This is a genomic window from Bacillus sp. FSL R7-0685 (genome assembly GCF_038002425.1).
Lineage (GTDB): Bacteria > Bacillota > Bacilli > Bacillales > Bacillaceae > Bacillus > Bacillus subtilis.
The window spans coordinates 1,898,983-1,912,269 of sequence record NZ_JBBOCN010000001.1 but is presented as its reverse complement, the minus strand read 5'-3'; the positions used below and the strand labels follow the sequence as shown (position 1 = coordinate 1,912,269).

Annotated in this window: 15 protein-coding genes and 1 pseudogene; 7 read left to right on the top strand and 9 right to left on the bottom strand. The window is 37.5% G+C overall.

Annotated features, from left to right (window positions below; genetic code table 11):
* Positions 1 to 31: 31 nt before the first annotated feature.
* Positions 32 to 430 carry a hypothetical protein gene (locus MKY50_RS09745; protein ID WP_009967329.1) on the bottom strand — a complete coding sequence of 133 codons (399 nt, stop codon included), beginning with the start codon at positions 428 to 430 and terminating at the stop codon, positions 32 to 34.
* 16 nt (positions 431 to 446) lie between these two features.
* Entirely contained in the window at positions 447 to 605 is a 159-nt protein-coding gene (locus MKY50_RS09740) for a hypothetical protein (RefSeq protein WP_033885321.1), read from the bottom strand.
* Between the two features lie 78 nt (positions 606 to 683).
* Between MKY50_RS09740 and tatAC the strand changes: the two genes are divergently transcribed.
* The 4 genes from tatAC to MKY50_RS09720 all read left to right on the top strand — a co-directional run bounded on the left by tatAC (position 684) and on the right by MKY50_RS09720 (position 2,732).
* Entirely contained in the window at positions 684 to 872 is a 189-nt protein-coding gene (gene tatAC / locus MKY50_RS09735) for a twin-arginine translocase TatAC (RefSeq protein WP_003231634.1), read from the top strand.
* 174 nt (positions 873 to 1,046) lie between these two features.
* On the top strand, positions 1,047 to 1,247 hold the full coding sequence (locus MKY50_RS09730; protein WP_003231636.1) for a spore coat protein CotC: 201 nt from the start codon (positions 1,047 to 1,049) through the stop codon (positions 1,245 to 1,247).
* A 245-nt stretch (positions 1,248 to 1,492) separates the two neighbouring features.
* Positions 1,493 to 1,849 (top strand): YoqO family protein, encoded by a 357-nt coding sequence (locus tag MKY50_RS09725; RefSeq protein WP_033885320.1) that lies wholly within the window; start codon positions 1,493 to 1,495, stop codon positions 1,847 to 1,849.
* Between the two features lie 163 nt (positions 1,850 to 2,012).
* Positions 2,013 to 2,732 (top strand): YrpD family protein, encoded by a 720-nt coding sequence (locus tag MKY50_RS09720; RefSeq protein ID WP_338381963.1) that lies wholly within the window; start codon positions 2,013 to 2,015, stop codon positions 2,730 to 2,732.
* 739 nt (positions 2,733 to 3,471) lie between these two features.
* Here the strand turns inward: MKY50_RS09720 and MKY50_RS09715 are convergent.
* Together MKY50_RS09715 and MKY50_RS09710 are read right to left on the bottom strand one after the other, a co-directional pair.
* On the bottom strand, positions 3,472 to 4,311 hold the full coding sequence (locus tag MKY50_RS09715; RefSeq protein WP_338381964.1) for a thymidylate synthase: 840 nt from the start codon (positions 4,309 to 4,311) through the stop codon (positions 3,472 to 3,474).
* 274 nt (positions 4,312 to 4,585) lie between these two features.
* Positions 4,586 to 4,750 (bottom strand): hypothetical protein, encoded by a 165-nt coding sequence (locus MKY50_RS09710; protein ID WP_003231643.1) that lies wholly within the window; start codon positions 4,748 to 4,750, stop codon positions 4,586 to 4,588.
* A gap of 403 nt (positions 4,751 to 5,153) precedes the next feature.
* On the opposite strand from MKY50_RS09710, the gene cotU reads away from it, so the two are divergent.
* Positions 5,154 to 5,414: a spore coat protein CotU gene (cotU, locus tag MKY50_RS09705; protein WP_003231648.1), complete on the top strand. Its 261-nt coding sequence runs from the start codon at positions 5,154 to 5,156 to the stop codon at positions 5,412 to 5,414.
* Between the two features lie 641 nt (positions 5,415 to 6,055).
* On the opposite strand, the gene dutA is transcribed toward cotU, so the two are convergent.
* Positions 6,056 to 6,490: a dUTP diphosphatase DutA gene (gene dutA / locus MKY50_RS09700; protein ID WP_003245820.1), complete on the bottom strand. Its 435-nt coding sequence runs from the start codon at positions 6,488 to 6,490 to the stop codon at positions 6,056 to 6,058.
* A gap of 29 nt (positions 6,491 to 6,519) precedes the next feature.
* The gene (locus tag MKY50_RS09695; RefSeq protein WP_029317844.1) at positions 6,520 to 6,981 is read right to left on the bottom strand and encodes a DUF2691 family protein; all 462 of its coding nucleotides are present in this window, start codon (positions 6,979 to 6,981) and stop codon (positions 6,520 to 6,522) included.
* A gap of 463 nt (positions 6,982 to 7,444) precedes the next feature.
* Between MKY50_RS09695 and alr the strand changes: the two genes are divergently transcribed.
* Complete coding sequence (alr, locus tag MKY50_RS09690) at positions 7,445 to 8,629, top strand: alanine racemase (protein WP_015713988.1); 1,185 nt, start codon at positions 7,445 to 7,447, stop codon at positions 8,627 to 8,629.
* 101 nt (positions 8,630 to 8,730) lie between these two features.
* Here alr and MKY50_RS09685 read toward each other — a convergent pair whose 3' ends face one another.
* Entirely contained in the window at positions 8,731 to 10,146 is a 1,416-nt protein-coding gene (locus MKY50_RS09685) for a sugar porter family MFS transporter (protein ID WP_038429020.1), read from the bottom strand.
* 413 nt (positions 10,147 to 10,559) lie between these two features.
* Here MKY50_RS09685 and yncB point away from each other — a divergent pair, with 413 nt between their 5' ends.
* Complete coding sequence (gene yncB / locus MKY50_RS09680) at positions 10,560 to 11,195, top strand: endonuclease YncB (RefSeq protein ID WP_015252020.1); 636 nt, start codon at positions 10,560 to 10,562, stop codon at positions 11,193 to 11,195.
* Between the two features lie 213 nt (positions 11,196 to 11,408).
* Here yncB and MKY50_RS09675 read toward each other — a convergent pair.
* A pseudogene (locus MKY50_RS09675) lies at positions 11,409 to 11,574 on the bottom strand (glycoside hydrolase family 11 protein); the annotation flags it as partial.
* A 101-nt stretch (positions 11,575 to 11,675) separates the two neighbouring features.
* Complete coding sequence (xylB, locus tag MKY50_RS09670) at positions 11,676 to 13,175, bottom strand: xylulokinase (protein ID WP_038429019.1); 1,500 nt, start codon at positions 13,173 to 13,175, stop codon at positions 11,676 to 11,678.
* Between the last annotated feature and the right edge of the window lie 112 nt (positions 13,176 to 13,287).

Below are 13,287 nucleotides of genomic sequence, written 5' to 3'. Positions count from 1 at the left end.
TCCAAGGGTTATACTTCACAATTTGAGTCCATCAATCATAAAACGTAACAGTTTTAGATTTACCAGAGTAATCGGTAACAAAGAACTCGGCCTTGTTATTGCTCCCATCTACAAATTTTCCAATACTGCCAAAGGTGTGGCATTCTCCGGGTGAAAAATAGTTTGCCCCTACATAATCATCAGGATTGTCACCGGGATCATCCTCATATAAGTGCAGTGAAACAGAAAAAGGAGTGCTTCCTGAAAGGCACACTCTAAAATCTCCTCCGGTCGAGTATACCGTCGGACTTGAGTAAGTATATGTGTAAGTCCCCAACTTATCCCACTCTCCAGCCCCCGCAGTTCCGGCTTTTTCTGCTTGTGCCGTTAATGGAAAAACCGCAGCCAACCCTAAAACAGACAAAAATCCAACTACCTTAGTGAATCTCATCAGCTACACCACTCCTCTATGTCAATGATAGCCGCAGATACGTTTGTATCATTTCCGGCAGAGCTACATAATTGATCCAGCCTGCCTCCTGCTTCTTAGGCAGGTGGCATTGGACATTATATTCAGCAGCAGCCGTTTTATGAATCCGTCTTTGTGCTGGTTTTAAAATGTTCAAAATAAATGCATTCCCATTTGTACTGCTATCTCTTATAATTTGTTTAAAAGGTTGTACTTCAATCAGGGGGAAAAGGATATGGAATTAAGCTTCACAAAAATACTCGTTATTTTGTTTGTGGGTTTTTTAGTATTTGGGCCTGATAAACTGCCGGCGCTTGGCCGTGCAGCAGGAAAAGCCTTATCAGAATTTAAACAAGCAACAAGCGGACTGACTCAGGATATCAGAAAAAATGACTCAGAAAACAAAGAAGATAAACAAATGTAGGATAAATCGTTTGGGCCGATGAAAAATCGGCTCTTTATTTTGATTTGTTTTTGTGTCATCTGTCTTTTTCTATCATTTGGACAGCCCTTTTTTCCTTCTATGATTTTAACTGTCCAAGCCGCAAAATCTACTCGCCGTATAATAAAGCGTAGTAAAAATAAAGGAGGAGTATATATGGGTTATTACAAAAAATACAAAGAAGAGTATTATACGGTCAAAAAAACGTATTATAAGAAGTATTACGAATATGATAAAAAAGATTATGACTGTGATTACGACAAAAAATATGACGACTATGATAAAAAATATTATGATCACGATAAAAAAGACTATGATTATGTTGTAGAGTATAAAAAGCATAAAAAACACTACTAAACGCCATTAACATCTCCTCGTTTTTACTTTCCCCCGGCTATTGCCGGGTCTTTTTTGTTTGTGCACTATATGTATATTTCTGAAGCTTCCCTTTCTATGAAAACCTTGGTGACTGAATCTGAAAAAGAATAGTGAATATTTAGTACATAGTTTAGTTAGTTCATAAGTGAGCGCATTCAGTTTATTGCAGTTACAAAGAAACTTTTATAAACTCTTTGTGGATCATACATAAAAGGAGAGGTTTTTTGTATAGAAACATCGTATTTTATCTCATTTTACTTTGTCTATTTATATCAGTTGTCATGAAAAGCTTTGAGGTGATAAGCACAATAGCCAATGTTATCTGCTTTGTTTTCGTATTGCTGTATTTTAAAGATGAAATGAAAACATACTCACGTAAAGCGTTAGCAATCCTAAGTATTTGTTTTCTTTTCTTAGTCGGTATCTGTGCTTTTATCATTTTACAAGGACAGACATTGATGAAACGTCACCTCTTTTTTACAGGCTTGGAAACGATAGCGGGCATTCTTTTAATAATCGTTTCTTTAAGCATTTGTACTTTTATTTTGGGGAAAATTTCAAATCGGCTAAAACGATTGTGATCTCATTCTTTCCTCTGATAAAGGTATATAGCTTTCAGATTGGAGAAGCGTTTCGTCCCTTACATCACTCAAAATGAAATATTTTGTTTATTTATATACATCAATCCAGTTCCAAAATAAGGTATAATAAATGACGAAATCACTATCAAAAGGGGGAATTTGAGTGAAAAAAATATTGATTGCAAGTGCAGTAGGAACAGCCATTCTTTTCGGAACACTTCCATCAGTTATACCAGGTTTACCCGCGGCAGACGCTCAAGTCGCAAAAGCAGCATCCCAGCTGCCTAACGGAATCGGCGGCCGTGTCTACCTGAACAGTACGGGCGCCATTTTTACAGCTAAAATCACGCTTCCTGAAACTGTCAAAAACAACGCCTCGGTCTCTACTCCCTATATTTATTCTGGCTTTAGAGCAACAAGCGGAACTGAAGCCGATATCGGGCTTCAGTACAGCAAACAATACAACGTCTGGAAGCCCCTCATGAAGGTTGGATCCAAAAATGAAGAAACGTACATCGAAGGAAAAGACAAATTCACATACAATAAAGGCTTCCGCCCTGGAAGCACAGTCCAAATGACAATCTATAAAAACTTAAACGGCAATACGCGCATGACCCTTTGGGGAACGAACAATGACGGCTACACCGGACGGATTATCACAGAAATTCAAGGAACCAACATCGGTACGATTTCAAAATGGAAAACACTTGCTACCGCGGCTGTTTCGTATGAAAGCCAGCGTGATGCGATCAAAGCAACCTTTTCGACATCTTTTAACAACATCACAATCGACAATAAAGCCGTCACTCCTGTAATAGATACACAGGATTTCGCAAAGGTTTCTGTTGCCGGAAATAACGTTACGATCTCTGTTAATAAATAAACGAAGCAGCAAAAAGCCGCCAGCATTGTCTGGCGGTTTTATAATTAATTTTCCATCTCCATAAAAAAACCGTGTCGGAATCCACTCCCTATATAGATTTACGAACATCAATCTTTTCATTTTTAAGTTGAATTTTAGCCAGGGACCAAAAAGTTTCATAATAAAAACAAATAACCTAGAACTGCACAAAGTAATTGTATTCATTGCACGATGCTGGTCTTTTAAGGTGAAATATGTATATGTTAATATTAGGTTTACAATTAAGCTATTCAAGTGTTTAAAAAACCTAGAAAGGTTGATGAAAATGAACCTTTATTTAGTTATAGCTCTTGTTATTTCAGTTTTTTTTAATGTGATCTTATGTATCCAGTTAATAAAATACAAAACCAATCGATCCACTAATATAAATTGGAAAGAAAGGATGGGACTCAACAATCCTTTTACAGCTATAGTATGGGCTTTTCTTTTCATTACAATTTTCTTGAGCCTTATGATATTAATAGGAGGAATTAACACCTTATAAAACCAATGGCCTTTTCATATCGTTCGTTTAATTTTTCAGACCACGCAATCGTTGTTCACTTGTACTAAGAGAACCCAACGCTTCTAACAATCCTTTTGTTTCGCGTTGGGCTCCAATTTTGTTTACTATTTGTTTATAGAAATATGAAGAAGAAATTTCTTCATTTTTAGCCTAATGCCAGCTTATATTCTGAAAAATAACAATAAAAAGGCAGCATTAAACCGCTACCTCAAATAAAAGCTTGTCCCCATGTTTATAGTTGATTAATTTGAAATCATCAATGGTAAAGTTATAAAAATCTTTCACTTCAGGATTGATCCATAGTTCAGGTGCTTCAAACTGTTCTCTTTCCATTTGAATTTTCAAATTGTCTATATGACGTGTGTACACATGGCAATCCCCAATGTTAAAGATATATTCACCAAGTTCATAACCAGTCACTTGAGCAATCATGCGCTGCAACACATTGTACTGGAATACATTGAATGGATTCCCCAACGCCATATCATTGCTCCGTGCTCTTACCTCGAGGTGGAGCTTACCTTGCTTCACATACCATTGAGTTTCGTATACACATGGCGTTAAGGCCATTGCGTCTAAATCATCAGGATTCCACAGCATTGTCATGTGTCTGCGTGAAGACGGATTGTTTTGCAATTGATGAAGAAGATAATCAACCTGATCCACTTTTTCTCCATTTAGACTTCTGTTTTTCTTCCCCAGCTGAAATCCATATGCCTGTCCGATGGTTCCGTCTTCTTGTTTCCACTGATCCCAAATATGTACGCCCATCTTGTTTAAATCATTAACATCATTAGATTTCAGCTGCCAAATCCAGAGCAACTCTTTAATGGCTGTTTTCCAGGCAACCTTTTTTGTCGTTAAAATCGGAACCTCTGAGTTGTCGAATCTCATTTGCTTACTCATTACACTTAGAGTATGTGCCGGTGTTCCATCTGAGTCCCACTTGGTTCTTACATCAAACTCTTCGTCTGAGATTCCATTATTGATGATATCCTTTATAATTGAATTGTATTGTTTATCGAATTGCGTCATGACTATTCATATCCTTCTTTCATTTTCAGTTGCTAAGCATAATTTATTACGAATGCAATATTATCGCAAATACTAAGCACTCGCAGATAAAATGAGATTCTTATTCCAATCACTGTGTGTTTAAAGAGGAGTTAATCCCCCCTCTTTTACACCTGTATTTCTCCATAACATAGTCTGTCACATAGCTCATAGTTACCGCCAGTTTGGTACATACACCGTTGATAACATTGTTGAGGATTATAAGAAATGGTTTGATATTGCGGCACATAAAAATTCAAATAGTCAGGTGTTTGTGTATACCAAATTGGAAATTGTCTAAACACATTAAATCCTCCAATAGCTTTTTCTGATTTAATGCATTGTATTTTACCTCAATATCAATTGTCATTTGTCCATGTGCAATTGGGCTTTCTTTAAAATAAATTCTCTCTAATTTCATTCATTTGATCATTAACAACTTTTTTATGATATTTGGCAGCGGTTCATTCCTTATATGATCTGTTTCTAACCGGTTTTGCTGTTTGTTTTTGATGTCTAACTCTAAATCCTTCAAAAGCAGTATTAAAAATCACATCATAGAGCTCTGAATCTTAACCATAACGTTCAAATATTCTTCAATGAGAAAGTCCCTTTTTACGTATATTAATCTTCTCTATACACTTTACTATTATTTTACAGTGGTTGAGTGCTTTCTCTCGCTCTTGTTTTAATAAACAGCTATCCGTTTTGTTTTTCAGAAAGTGTTTTAAACAGCCTCTTTTTACTATTCTTATTTCATTTGACCATACCATATCATTTAAACTTCATAAATTAAATTCGAATAACATAAAGGAGGAATTTAATTGGGTTATTATAAAAAATATAAAGAAGAGTATTACACTTGGAAAAAAACATATTACAAAAAGTATTACGACAATGATAAGAAGCATTATGATTGCGACAAGTATTATGATCATGATAAAAAACATTATGATTACGACAAAAAGTATGATGACCATGATAAAAAGTATTACGATGATCACGATTATCATTACGAAAAAAAGTATTATGATGACGATGATCATTATTATGATTTTGTCGAATCATATAAAAAACATCACTAAATCTCTTAAACGTCTATTAATTCCCCGGCGACATACCGGGGGCTTTTTTATGATATTTATCGACGATACTCAGATTTTTTTGTGAAGTCTTATGTCTCATTTCATCTTATATTTTGAACTTGTCTCAAGGCTGCTGTAAATTCAATTATTAATGAACACATGTCATTTAACTTGGCTTATTATTAGTGGCATTACTAGTTTTTAGTTGCCTTCCCCTATTTATAAAAATTTAGATAAAAGTATTTCTTTATAGAGATGCTTGTTTCATCGACAACTCAATCCTAAATGTGGTAAAATCGATAAAAATGTAAAAACTGTAAATATAATAAAAGGAGCATCTTTATGTATATAAGTATTATAATTTTAGCATCCATGCTTTTATGGGGGGCAGTTATCCACGAGCTAAGTAAACCTTCAAAAAAGCAAAGCACCAGAAAAATTGTTTCTTTGACATCTTTAGGTTCTTTATCGACTTTAGTTATTACTATTTCACTTTTTCAAAACTTCCCTTTTTAAACTTTGTTTTTAATTAAATCCTTCGTATTAAAATATTCATTTTATACATAATATTTATATGTACCTTGGCTGAAACCTCCATTGATCAATCACACAGCATGAAGACAGCCAAGGATTTATTTTGTTTACTTCGTACCTGTTGAACCGAGTCCTCCTCTATCCTCGTTTCCCAAATGCTCGACTTCAACCAATTCAACCGCCGGCATTTTCTTCATGATTCTAAACTGGCAGATACGATCACCCTTCTTAATTTCAGTATCACGCAATGCATAAGCAGGAAAGAACCAGAAATCGTTGTCTCCCTTATATGACTCATCGATAACACCCATTGAATTTGTTTGAATAACGCCAAAGTTCTTATATGTACTTGAACGAGGGACGACATGTGCTTCGTAACCTTCAGGCAGCTCCATTGCAACACCTAATGGGACAAGCTTAAATTCATCTTTTTTGATTGTTACATCTTCAGCTGCCCGAAGATCAATCCAGTCTCCCTGCTCAATTTTGCTGATTCTTGTTTGTGTTTCATCTAGATACTTGATTTTAATTTGCATTGTCATGTACTAGCTCCTTTAATTTTTATTGAGTATCATACAGTAAGGCTTGTTCTTGTGTCATTTTCATCAGTTATAAATTGAACGTCTTCAAAATCATTCTGTAAAGCATTGAAGTAAAGTTTTTCAATGATATTTTTGTTTTTACAGTAAATCGAAACGTAGCTATTATCTGCTATCAAAAGGACAAGTTCGCAATCACTGTCAGCAAACTCTTCATATGTATTGACTTGATTAACCATTTTTCCATATGGAAATGCTTTCAGTTCAACGAAAATGGTATAGTACTGATTCGTTTTTAATTGTTGCTCAAAAACTGCCCCCTCAACAATTGCGTAGTCATGAAAAAGCTCCTCATCATCGAGCTCTCCTTCTACAACAAAATAAGATTCCCCACTCGTTTGCCACCTATAATTAGCTATTTCTACCGGCTGCAGTATTCTCCATAGAAAATTTCCATATTCATTCGGTATTTGAAAACTAACTCCCCTATTCATGTATACCCCTTACTTAAACGATTTTTGTGAATACGAGTATAATTATATACTCTGATGTTAGGTTTATGGAACAAGGAATCGACTGCCTTTTCAACCGATTATCTTTTACAGAATTTCCTCAGCCCTTCTCATTTAAAAGGTTCTTCAATGTTCATAACAACGGTAAGTATTTCCTGATTAGATTTCTCGTTATCATCTACCCTTAGAAAAAAATGTCCCAAAACAAATAATCATTTTTGTAATCCTCGGTCGCCGCATCCATTAACACCCCACTTACAAGCCTCATGTATCCCGTACTTGCTATTATTCGAACATTGATAGGCACCTTCTCGTATCACATGGATTTGCTGTTGAATGATTTCAAATAAAGTTGAATAAAATAAGATCGAATCATCCAACAATTAACATTTATTCTTGCGGCAATAGGTGGTATTTACAATCCATAAGAAGGAAGGAAGCGTTGATGATAAAGCTTTGCCGAGAAGTTTGGATCGAAGTCAATCTTGATGCCGTTAAAAAGAATTTGCGAGCGATCCGCCGTCATATTCCACATAAGAGCAAAATTATGGCTGTTGTAAAAGCGAACGGTTATGGCCACGGGTCTATAGAAGTGGCACGCCATGCACTGGAACACGGGGCGAGTGAGCTCGCTGTTGCCAGTGTGGAGGAAGGAATCGTTTTACGTAAAGCTGGGATTACAGCACCTATCCTTGTGCTTGGTTTTACATCCCTTAGTTGTGTAAAGAAGTCAGCAGCTTGGAATATAACATTATCAGCATTTCAGGTTGATTGGATGAAAGAAGCAAACGAGATATTGGAAAAAGAAGCGAGTGCTAACCGGCTGGCCATTCATATTAACGTGGATACCGGCATGGGACGATTAGGTGTACGCACAAAGGAAGAACTTTTAGAAGTAGTGAAAGCTTTAAAGGCAAGTAAATTCCTCAGATGGACAGGGATTTTCACACATTTTTCGACAGCTGATGAACCGGACACCACACTCACAAAGCTGCAGCATGAAAAATTCATCAGTTTTCTCAGCTTTTTAAAAAAACAGGGGATTGAGCTGCCCACCGTGCATATGTGCAACACGGCTGCAGCTATCGCATTTCCGGAATTTAGCGCTGATATGATCCGTTTAGGTATCGGCTTATATGGTTTATATCCTTCAGCCTATATTAAACAACTAAATCTCGTTAAGCTTGAACCTGCGTTAAGTTTAAAGGCACGCATCGCTTATGTGAAAACCATGCGGACAGAACCCCGAACCGTTAGCTATGGTGCTACATACATCGCAGAACCTAATGAAGTAATTGCTACACTCCCGATTGGCTATGCTGACGGCTATTCTCGTGCCCTTTCCAATCGCGGATTTGTTCTTCATCGCGGAAAACGAGTGCCAGTGGCGGGAAGAGTAACAATGGATATGATCATGGTCAGTTTAGGAGAAAACGGTGAAGGTAAACAAGGAGAAGAAGTCGTGATTTACGGTAAGCAAAAAGGAGCCGAGATTTCCGTTGATGAAGTGGCTGAAATGCTCAATACGATTAACTATGAAGTCGTGTCTACATTAAGCCGCCGCATCCCTCGTTTTTATATAAGAGATGGCGAGATTTTTAAAGTATCAACTCCAGTATTATACGTGTAGAACATCTTAAAATGCTGAATCAAAATCCCTCTACCAGAGGGATTTTGTTTTTTCTGAAACTAAAAAAATCCCTCCTATAAGAAGAGAGATTTTCAACATATTTATAACTCAATAACTGATTGTTCAGGAGTATTATGATCGTGTCGAGAACGAAAATGCTCTTCTAATTCTTCAAGTGTACGCCCTTTTGTTTCCGGCATGAATTTGTACACAAAACCGATTGCCAATACACCTAAAGCCACAAATATAAAGAATGTAAAAGACAAACCTACAGAGCTAAGCAAGATCGGGAAAGCAAAACCGATCACAAAGTTTAATATCCAAAGGAAAAAAACACTTATCCCAGAACCAAGTCCTCTTAACCTTTGAGGGAATATTTCCGCTATGACAAGCCAAGTCACAGGTCCTACACACCCTTGCATAAAGGCAAGAAATAAAACGGTCAAAGAAAGCACTACATAAGGAAGTGCCATAGATCCATCAAGCACAATTGAGAAAATCGCAATCAATAGGAGAGCTGTAGTCGTCCCCGCCAAACCAATCAATAATATTGGACGCCGTCTCACTTTTCCGACCAGCCAAATCCCAAATATAACTGCAATAACTGATATCAGCCCATTTCCAATATTAGCGATTAAAGCCGCTTTTGTACCAAAACCAGATTCTTTAAGGATTTGTGTGCCATAATACATAATCGAGTTCACACCTGTAATTTGATTCACGATGGCAACACCAATTCCAATCCATAAAAGACGGCGCAGCCATGGTGTAGAAAAGTCCTTGAGTGATGCCTTTTCTAGTGCTGTATCTTTTTCTACCGCTTCTTGAATTTTTCTACATTCAGCTTCTGCACGTTTATCTTCTCGAATTTGTTTAAGAACTCGCAGCGCCTCACTGTTTTTGCCTTTGGTGATTAGCCATCGGGGGCTTTCTGGGACCTTAAGCATACTGGCAAATAACATGATAGCCGGAACAGCACAAATGACTAGCATGTATCTCCAAACATGTCCCGTATTTGCCATTGTTACACCGAGGATCGCATTAAAAACATATGCTAAAAATTGCCCGCCAACAATCATTAGTTCATTTTGGGTTACCATACGCCCTCTCTTTTCATGCGGTGCCATTTCTGCTAAAAAGGCCGGCACCATCGCCGAGGCTCCTCCAACAGCCAGCCCCAGTAAAAAACGAAAGGCCGCCATGATGAAAACATTAGGTGCTAACGCTGTTCCCAGTGATGCCAGGAAAAATAAAAAGGAAAGATTAAGGATCATTTTACGTCGGCCATATCGATCAGCCAATCTTCCGCATAACAACGCTCCAAATGCGGCACCTAATAAAAGAATACTCGTAACAAGCCCTTCTGTAACCGGTGTTAAATCAAGCTGATCTGGCCTTGCCATAAAAGGTAAAGCTCCATTTATAACTCCGGTGTCATATCCAAAGAGAAGCCCTCCAAAAGTTGCTGAAATCATTATTAATTTCAACCTTCGATTTCGATGTTCATTCATATCCATTTCCCCTGCCTTTATTAAGAATACTTAATAAGCTCTTTCAGTGTGGATATTGAGTCAAAACTAAAGTCATCTCTATCTTAGATTTTCGCCTCTGGATTTGTAACCGTTTACATTTTTAGCCAATAGAATAAACCTAAGCTATCAGTTGTTATGTTGTAGTAATGTTTTTGTTACATTATTGTCATTTCTCATATTATCATAATTCCAAAAGCATTTTCAGTCAATATTATTTTCAGGATTATTTATTTCCGCTATGTGATGGTGATGTTTTGATCATCTCGTTGTAAAGTTAACTATTGGCAATTTGGAGTGTTATAAGTTCCCTTGAAGTTTTCCATTCACAAAAAATGTCCATATCGTTATAATGATGATGTTTAAACGCAAAAAGAGAAAATGATAAAGAGGGAATCAATATGAAGAAGATTTTGATCAGTATGATCGCAATCGTTTTAAGTATTACTTTGGCAGCTTGCGGATCAAATCACGCAGCCAAAAACCATTCAGATTCTAATGGGACGGAGCAAGTCTCTCAAGATACTCAATCTAATAAATATAATCAGACAGAACAAAAGGCCGGCACGCCTCATTCAAAAAATCAGAAGAAATTGGTCGATGTTACATTAGATAGAGCAATAGATGGAGATACGATTAAGGTTATTTACAACGGAAAGGAAGACACAGTGCGCTACTTGCTCGTTGATACACCTGAGACGAAGAAACCAAATTCTTGTGTTCAACCATACGGTGAGGATGCGTCGAAACGAAATAAAGAATTGGTCAACAGCGGTAAGCTACAGCTGGAATTTGATAAAGGCGATCGCAGAGATAAGTATGGAAGACTGTTAGCATACGTTTATGTTGACGGCAAATCTGTTCAAGAGACATTATTGAAAGAGGGATTGGCCAGAGTAGCATATGTATATGAGCCTAACACAAAATACATAGACCAATTCAGACTAGATGAGCAAGAAGCAAAATCAGATAAACTGTCAATTTGGAGTAAGAGCGGTTATGTGACGAACAGAGGATTTAATGGCTGTGTGAAATAGAAAAACACTGTTCGTTAAAAAAAGCAGCAAACCTAGCAGAATGCAGTTTCCAAAGAATGAGAAAGAGATGATGGCGTGTCTAGTTTCCATTCTGCTTATCAAGCTAAAATCATCAACTAGCCTGTAAAATTTCCGCTGTATAGTAACAATAAAAAACACCCCTTCACGTCAATGTGAGGGGGTTATTTGTGTGTAAACATCCTTCCTATTTCATCATAAATCAAGAGATCCCTCTACCGTCGTTAGCGCGGTTTCATACATCTTACCCATTGGCATTCCTAAGCTTTCCCACTTCTTGAAGTGTTCGCTGACAGAATACGGTTCCGCTCGTTCGTTTTGTCTGCTGGACACTCCAATACTGTTTAAAGGTTGCCATACCTTATTCTCACCATCTTTTCAAAAGAAGGCAGCCATGTCATCAAAGGCCTTTGATGATTAATCGTTAATTGTTCTTTCGTTGATCTCCAGACAATAACATCATTAGTTTTTTCGAAAGCTCTTCAAAGCTTGATTGAGATCCTTTGTGTGAGTATAAATGTTCTTATACAAATCAAATAGTGTTTTATATTTTTGAACATTTTGTGCCTTTGGATAAAATGCAGCAGCCTCACGAATGAACTGCTCTGCACATTCTTCAAGGGATTCAAACCATCCGCTTCCAAAGGCAGCCAGCATTGCAGCCCCCATAGCTGGCCCTTGTTCATTTTCTAACTTAATTACCCTCGTATTGAAAATATCAGCTTGCATTTGCAGCCACGTATCATTTTTAGCTCCCCCACCAATAGAAACAACAGTATGAACTGATTTTCCCGCTTTGCGGAATAGCTCAATTGATTCATGTAAAGAGAATGTGATACCTTCCATTATTGCCCTCAAAAAATGCTTTCTATTATGGGCTCCATCCATTCCGATCAAGCTTCCCCGAATAGAAGAATCAGCATGCGGCGTTCTTTCACCAACCAAATAAGGAGTGTATAGCAGTCCATTGGCTCCTATCGGAATAGCTTCCACCCCCTGCAATAATTGCTCAAACGATTCGTTTGGTGCAAACGTTCTTTTAAACCAGTCCAAGCTGTATCCTGCAGCGAGCGTGACGCCCATCGTATAAAAAGAATCCTTTTTTCCATGATTAAAAAAGTGGACTTTCCCTTTAAAGTCTCTTTCTTTTTCTTCTTCGTAGGAAAGTATGACCCCTGACGTCCCAATACTGCATAATGTTTTTCCGGAAGAAAGGATACCTGCTCCAATAGCGCCGCAAGCATTATCTGCTCCCCCAGCGTACACTTTTGTTTTTTCTAATAGCCCGGTCTTTGCGGCAACGTGCGGAAGCAGCGACCCTACACAATCATGAGATTCAACAAGCGGAGGACAAATATCTGCAGAAATACCAATTTGATTGCAAATATCATTGCTCCACTTCTTGCGAGTAATATGTAAAAGTAAAGTTCCTGCTGCATCGGAGTATTCGGTGTGAATGGCACCGGTCATACGGAATCGCACGTAGTCTTTCGGAAGCAAAAACACAGCAGTTTTTTTAAAAAGTTCAGGTTCATGTTCCTTTACCCATAACATTTTAGGTAATGTAAACCCTTCTAAAACACGGTTTTTTGTGATGTCAAGAAGATGATCGCCAAATTTCTCGGTCATCCTTATACATTGAGGCGTTGTTCTGGTATCATTCCAAAGAATTGCATTACGTAACACCTGACGATCTTGGTCAAGCAGTACTAATCCATGCATTTGTCCCGAATAGCTTATCCCGTCAATATCCTTGGCTTGAACATTGGATATAGAAACCAATTCAGCCAATGCTTCAATTGTTTGCTGTACCCAGTCTTCAGGATTTTGCTCACTATATCCCGCCCTCTCTTGGATGAGCGGGTACCTTTTGGACGTTTCTGCACAAACCTTGCCGTTTTGATTAACTAAAATGGTTTTAACAGCACTCGTTCCAAGATCTATTCCAATGACATACTTCATTTTTTCACTCCTTGCCCTTTTAAAAAACCATTCACTCTAAATAAATCCTAATTATAGAAGTTACCCGTCATAACAACAAGCAATAGGAAAGGAATCATGACGGGTAATTCAG

Bases quoted from the DNA above. Each gene is read 5' to 3' on its own strand.
- MKY50_RS09745 (WP_009967329.1), bottom strand. From the start codon at position 430: ATGAGATTCACTAAGGTAGTTGGATTTTTGTCTGTTTTAGGGTTGGCT.
- tatAC (WP_003231634.1), top strand. From the start codon at position 684: ATGGAATTAAGCTTCACAAAAATACTCGTTATTTTGTTTGTGGGTTTT.
- MKY50_RS09730 (WP_003231636.1), top strand. From the start codon at position 1,047: ATGGGTTATTACAAAAAATACAAAGAAGAGTATTATACGGTCAAAAAA.
- MKY50_RS09715 (WP_338381964.1), bottom strand. From the start codon at position 4,311: ATGACGCAATTCGATAAACAATACAATTCAATTATAAAGGATATCATC.
- MKY50_RS09710 (WP_003231643.1), bottom strand. From the start codon at position 4,750: ATGAAATTAGAGAGAATTTATTTTAAAGAAAGCCCAATTGCACATGGA.
- dutA (WP_003245820.1), bottom strand. From the start codon at position 6,490: ATGACAATGCAAATTAAAATCAAGTATCTAGATGAAACACAAACAAGA.
- MKY50_RS09695 (WP_029317844.1), bottom strand. From the start codon at position 6,981: ATGAATAGGGGAGTTAGTTTTCAAATACCGAATGAATATGGAAATTTT.
- alr (WP_015713988.1), top strand. From the start codon at position 7,445: ATGATAAAGCTTTGCCGAGAAGTTTGGATCGAAGTCAATCTTGATGCC.
- MKY50_RS09685 (WP_038429020.1), bottom strand. From the start codon at position 10,146: ATGGATATGAATGAACATCGAAATCGAAGGTTGAAATTAATAATGATT.
- yncB (WP_015252020.1), top strand. From the start codon at position 10,560: ATGAAGAAGATTTTGATCAGTATGATCGCAATCGTTTTAAGTATTACT.
- xylB (WP_038429019.1), bottom strand. From the start codon at position 13,175: ATGAAGTATGTCATTGGAATAGATCTTGGAACGAGTGCTGTTAAAACC.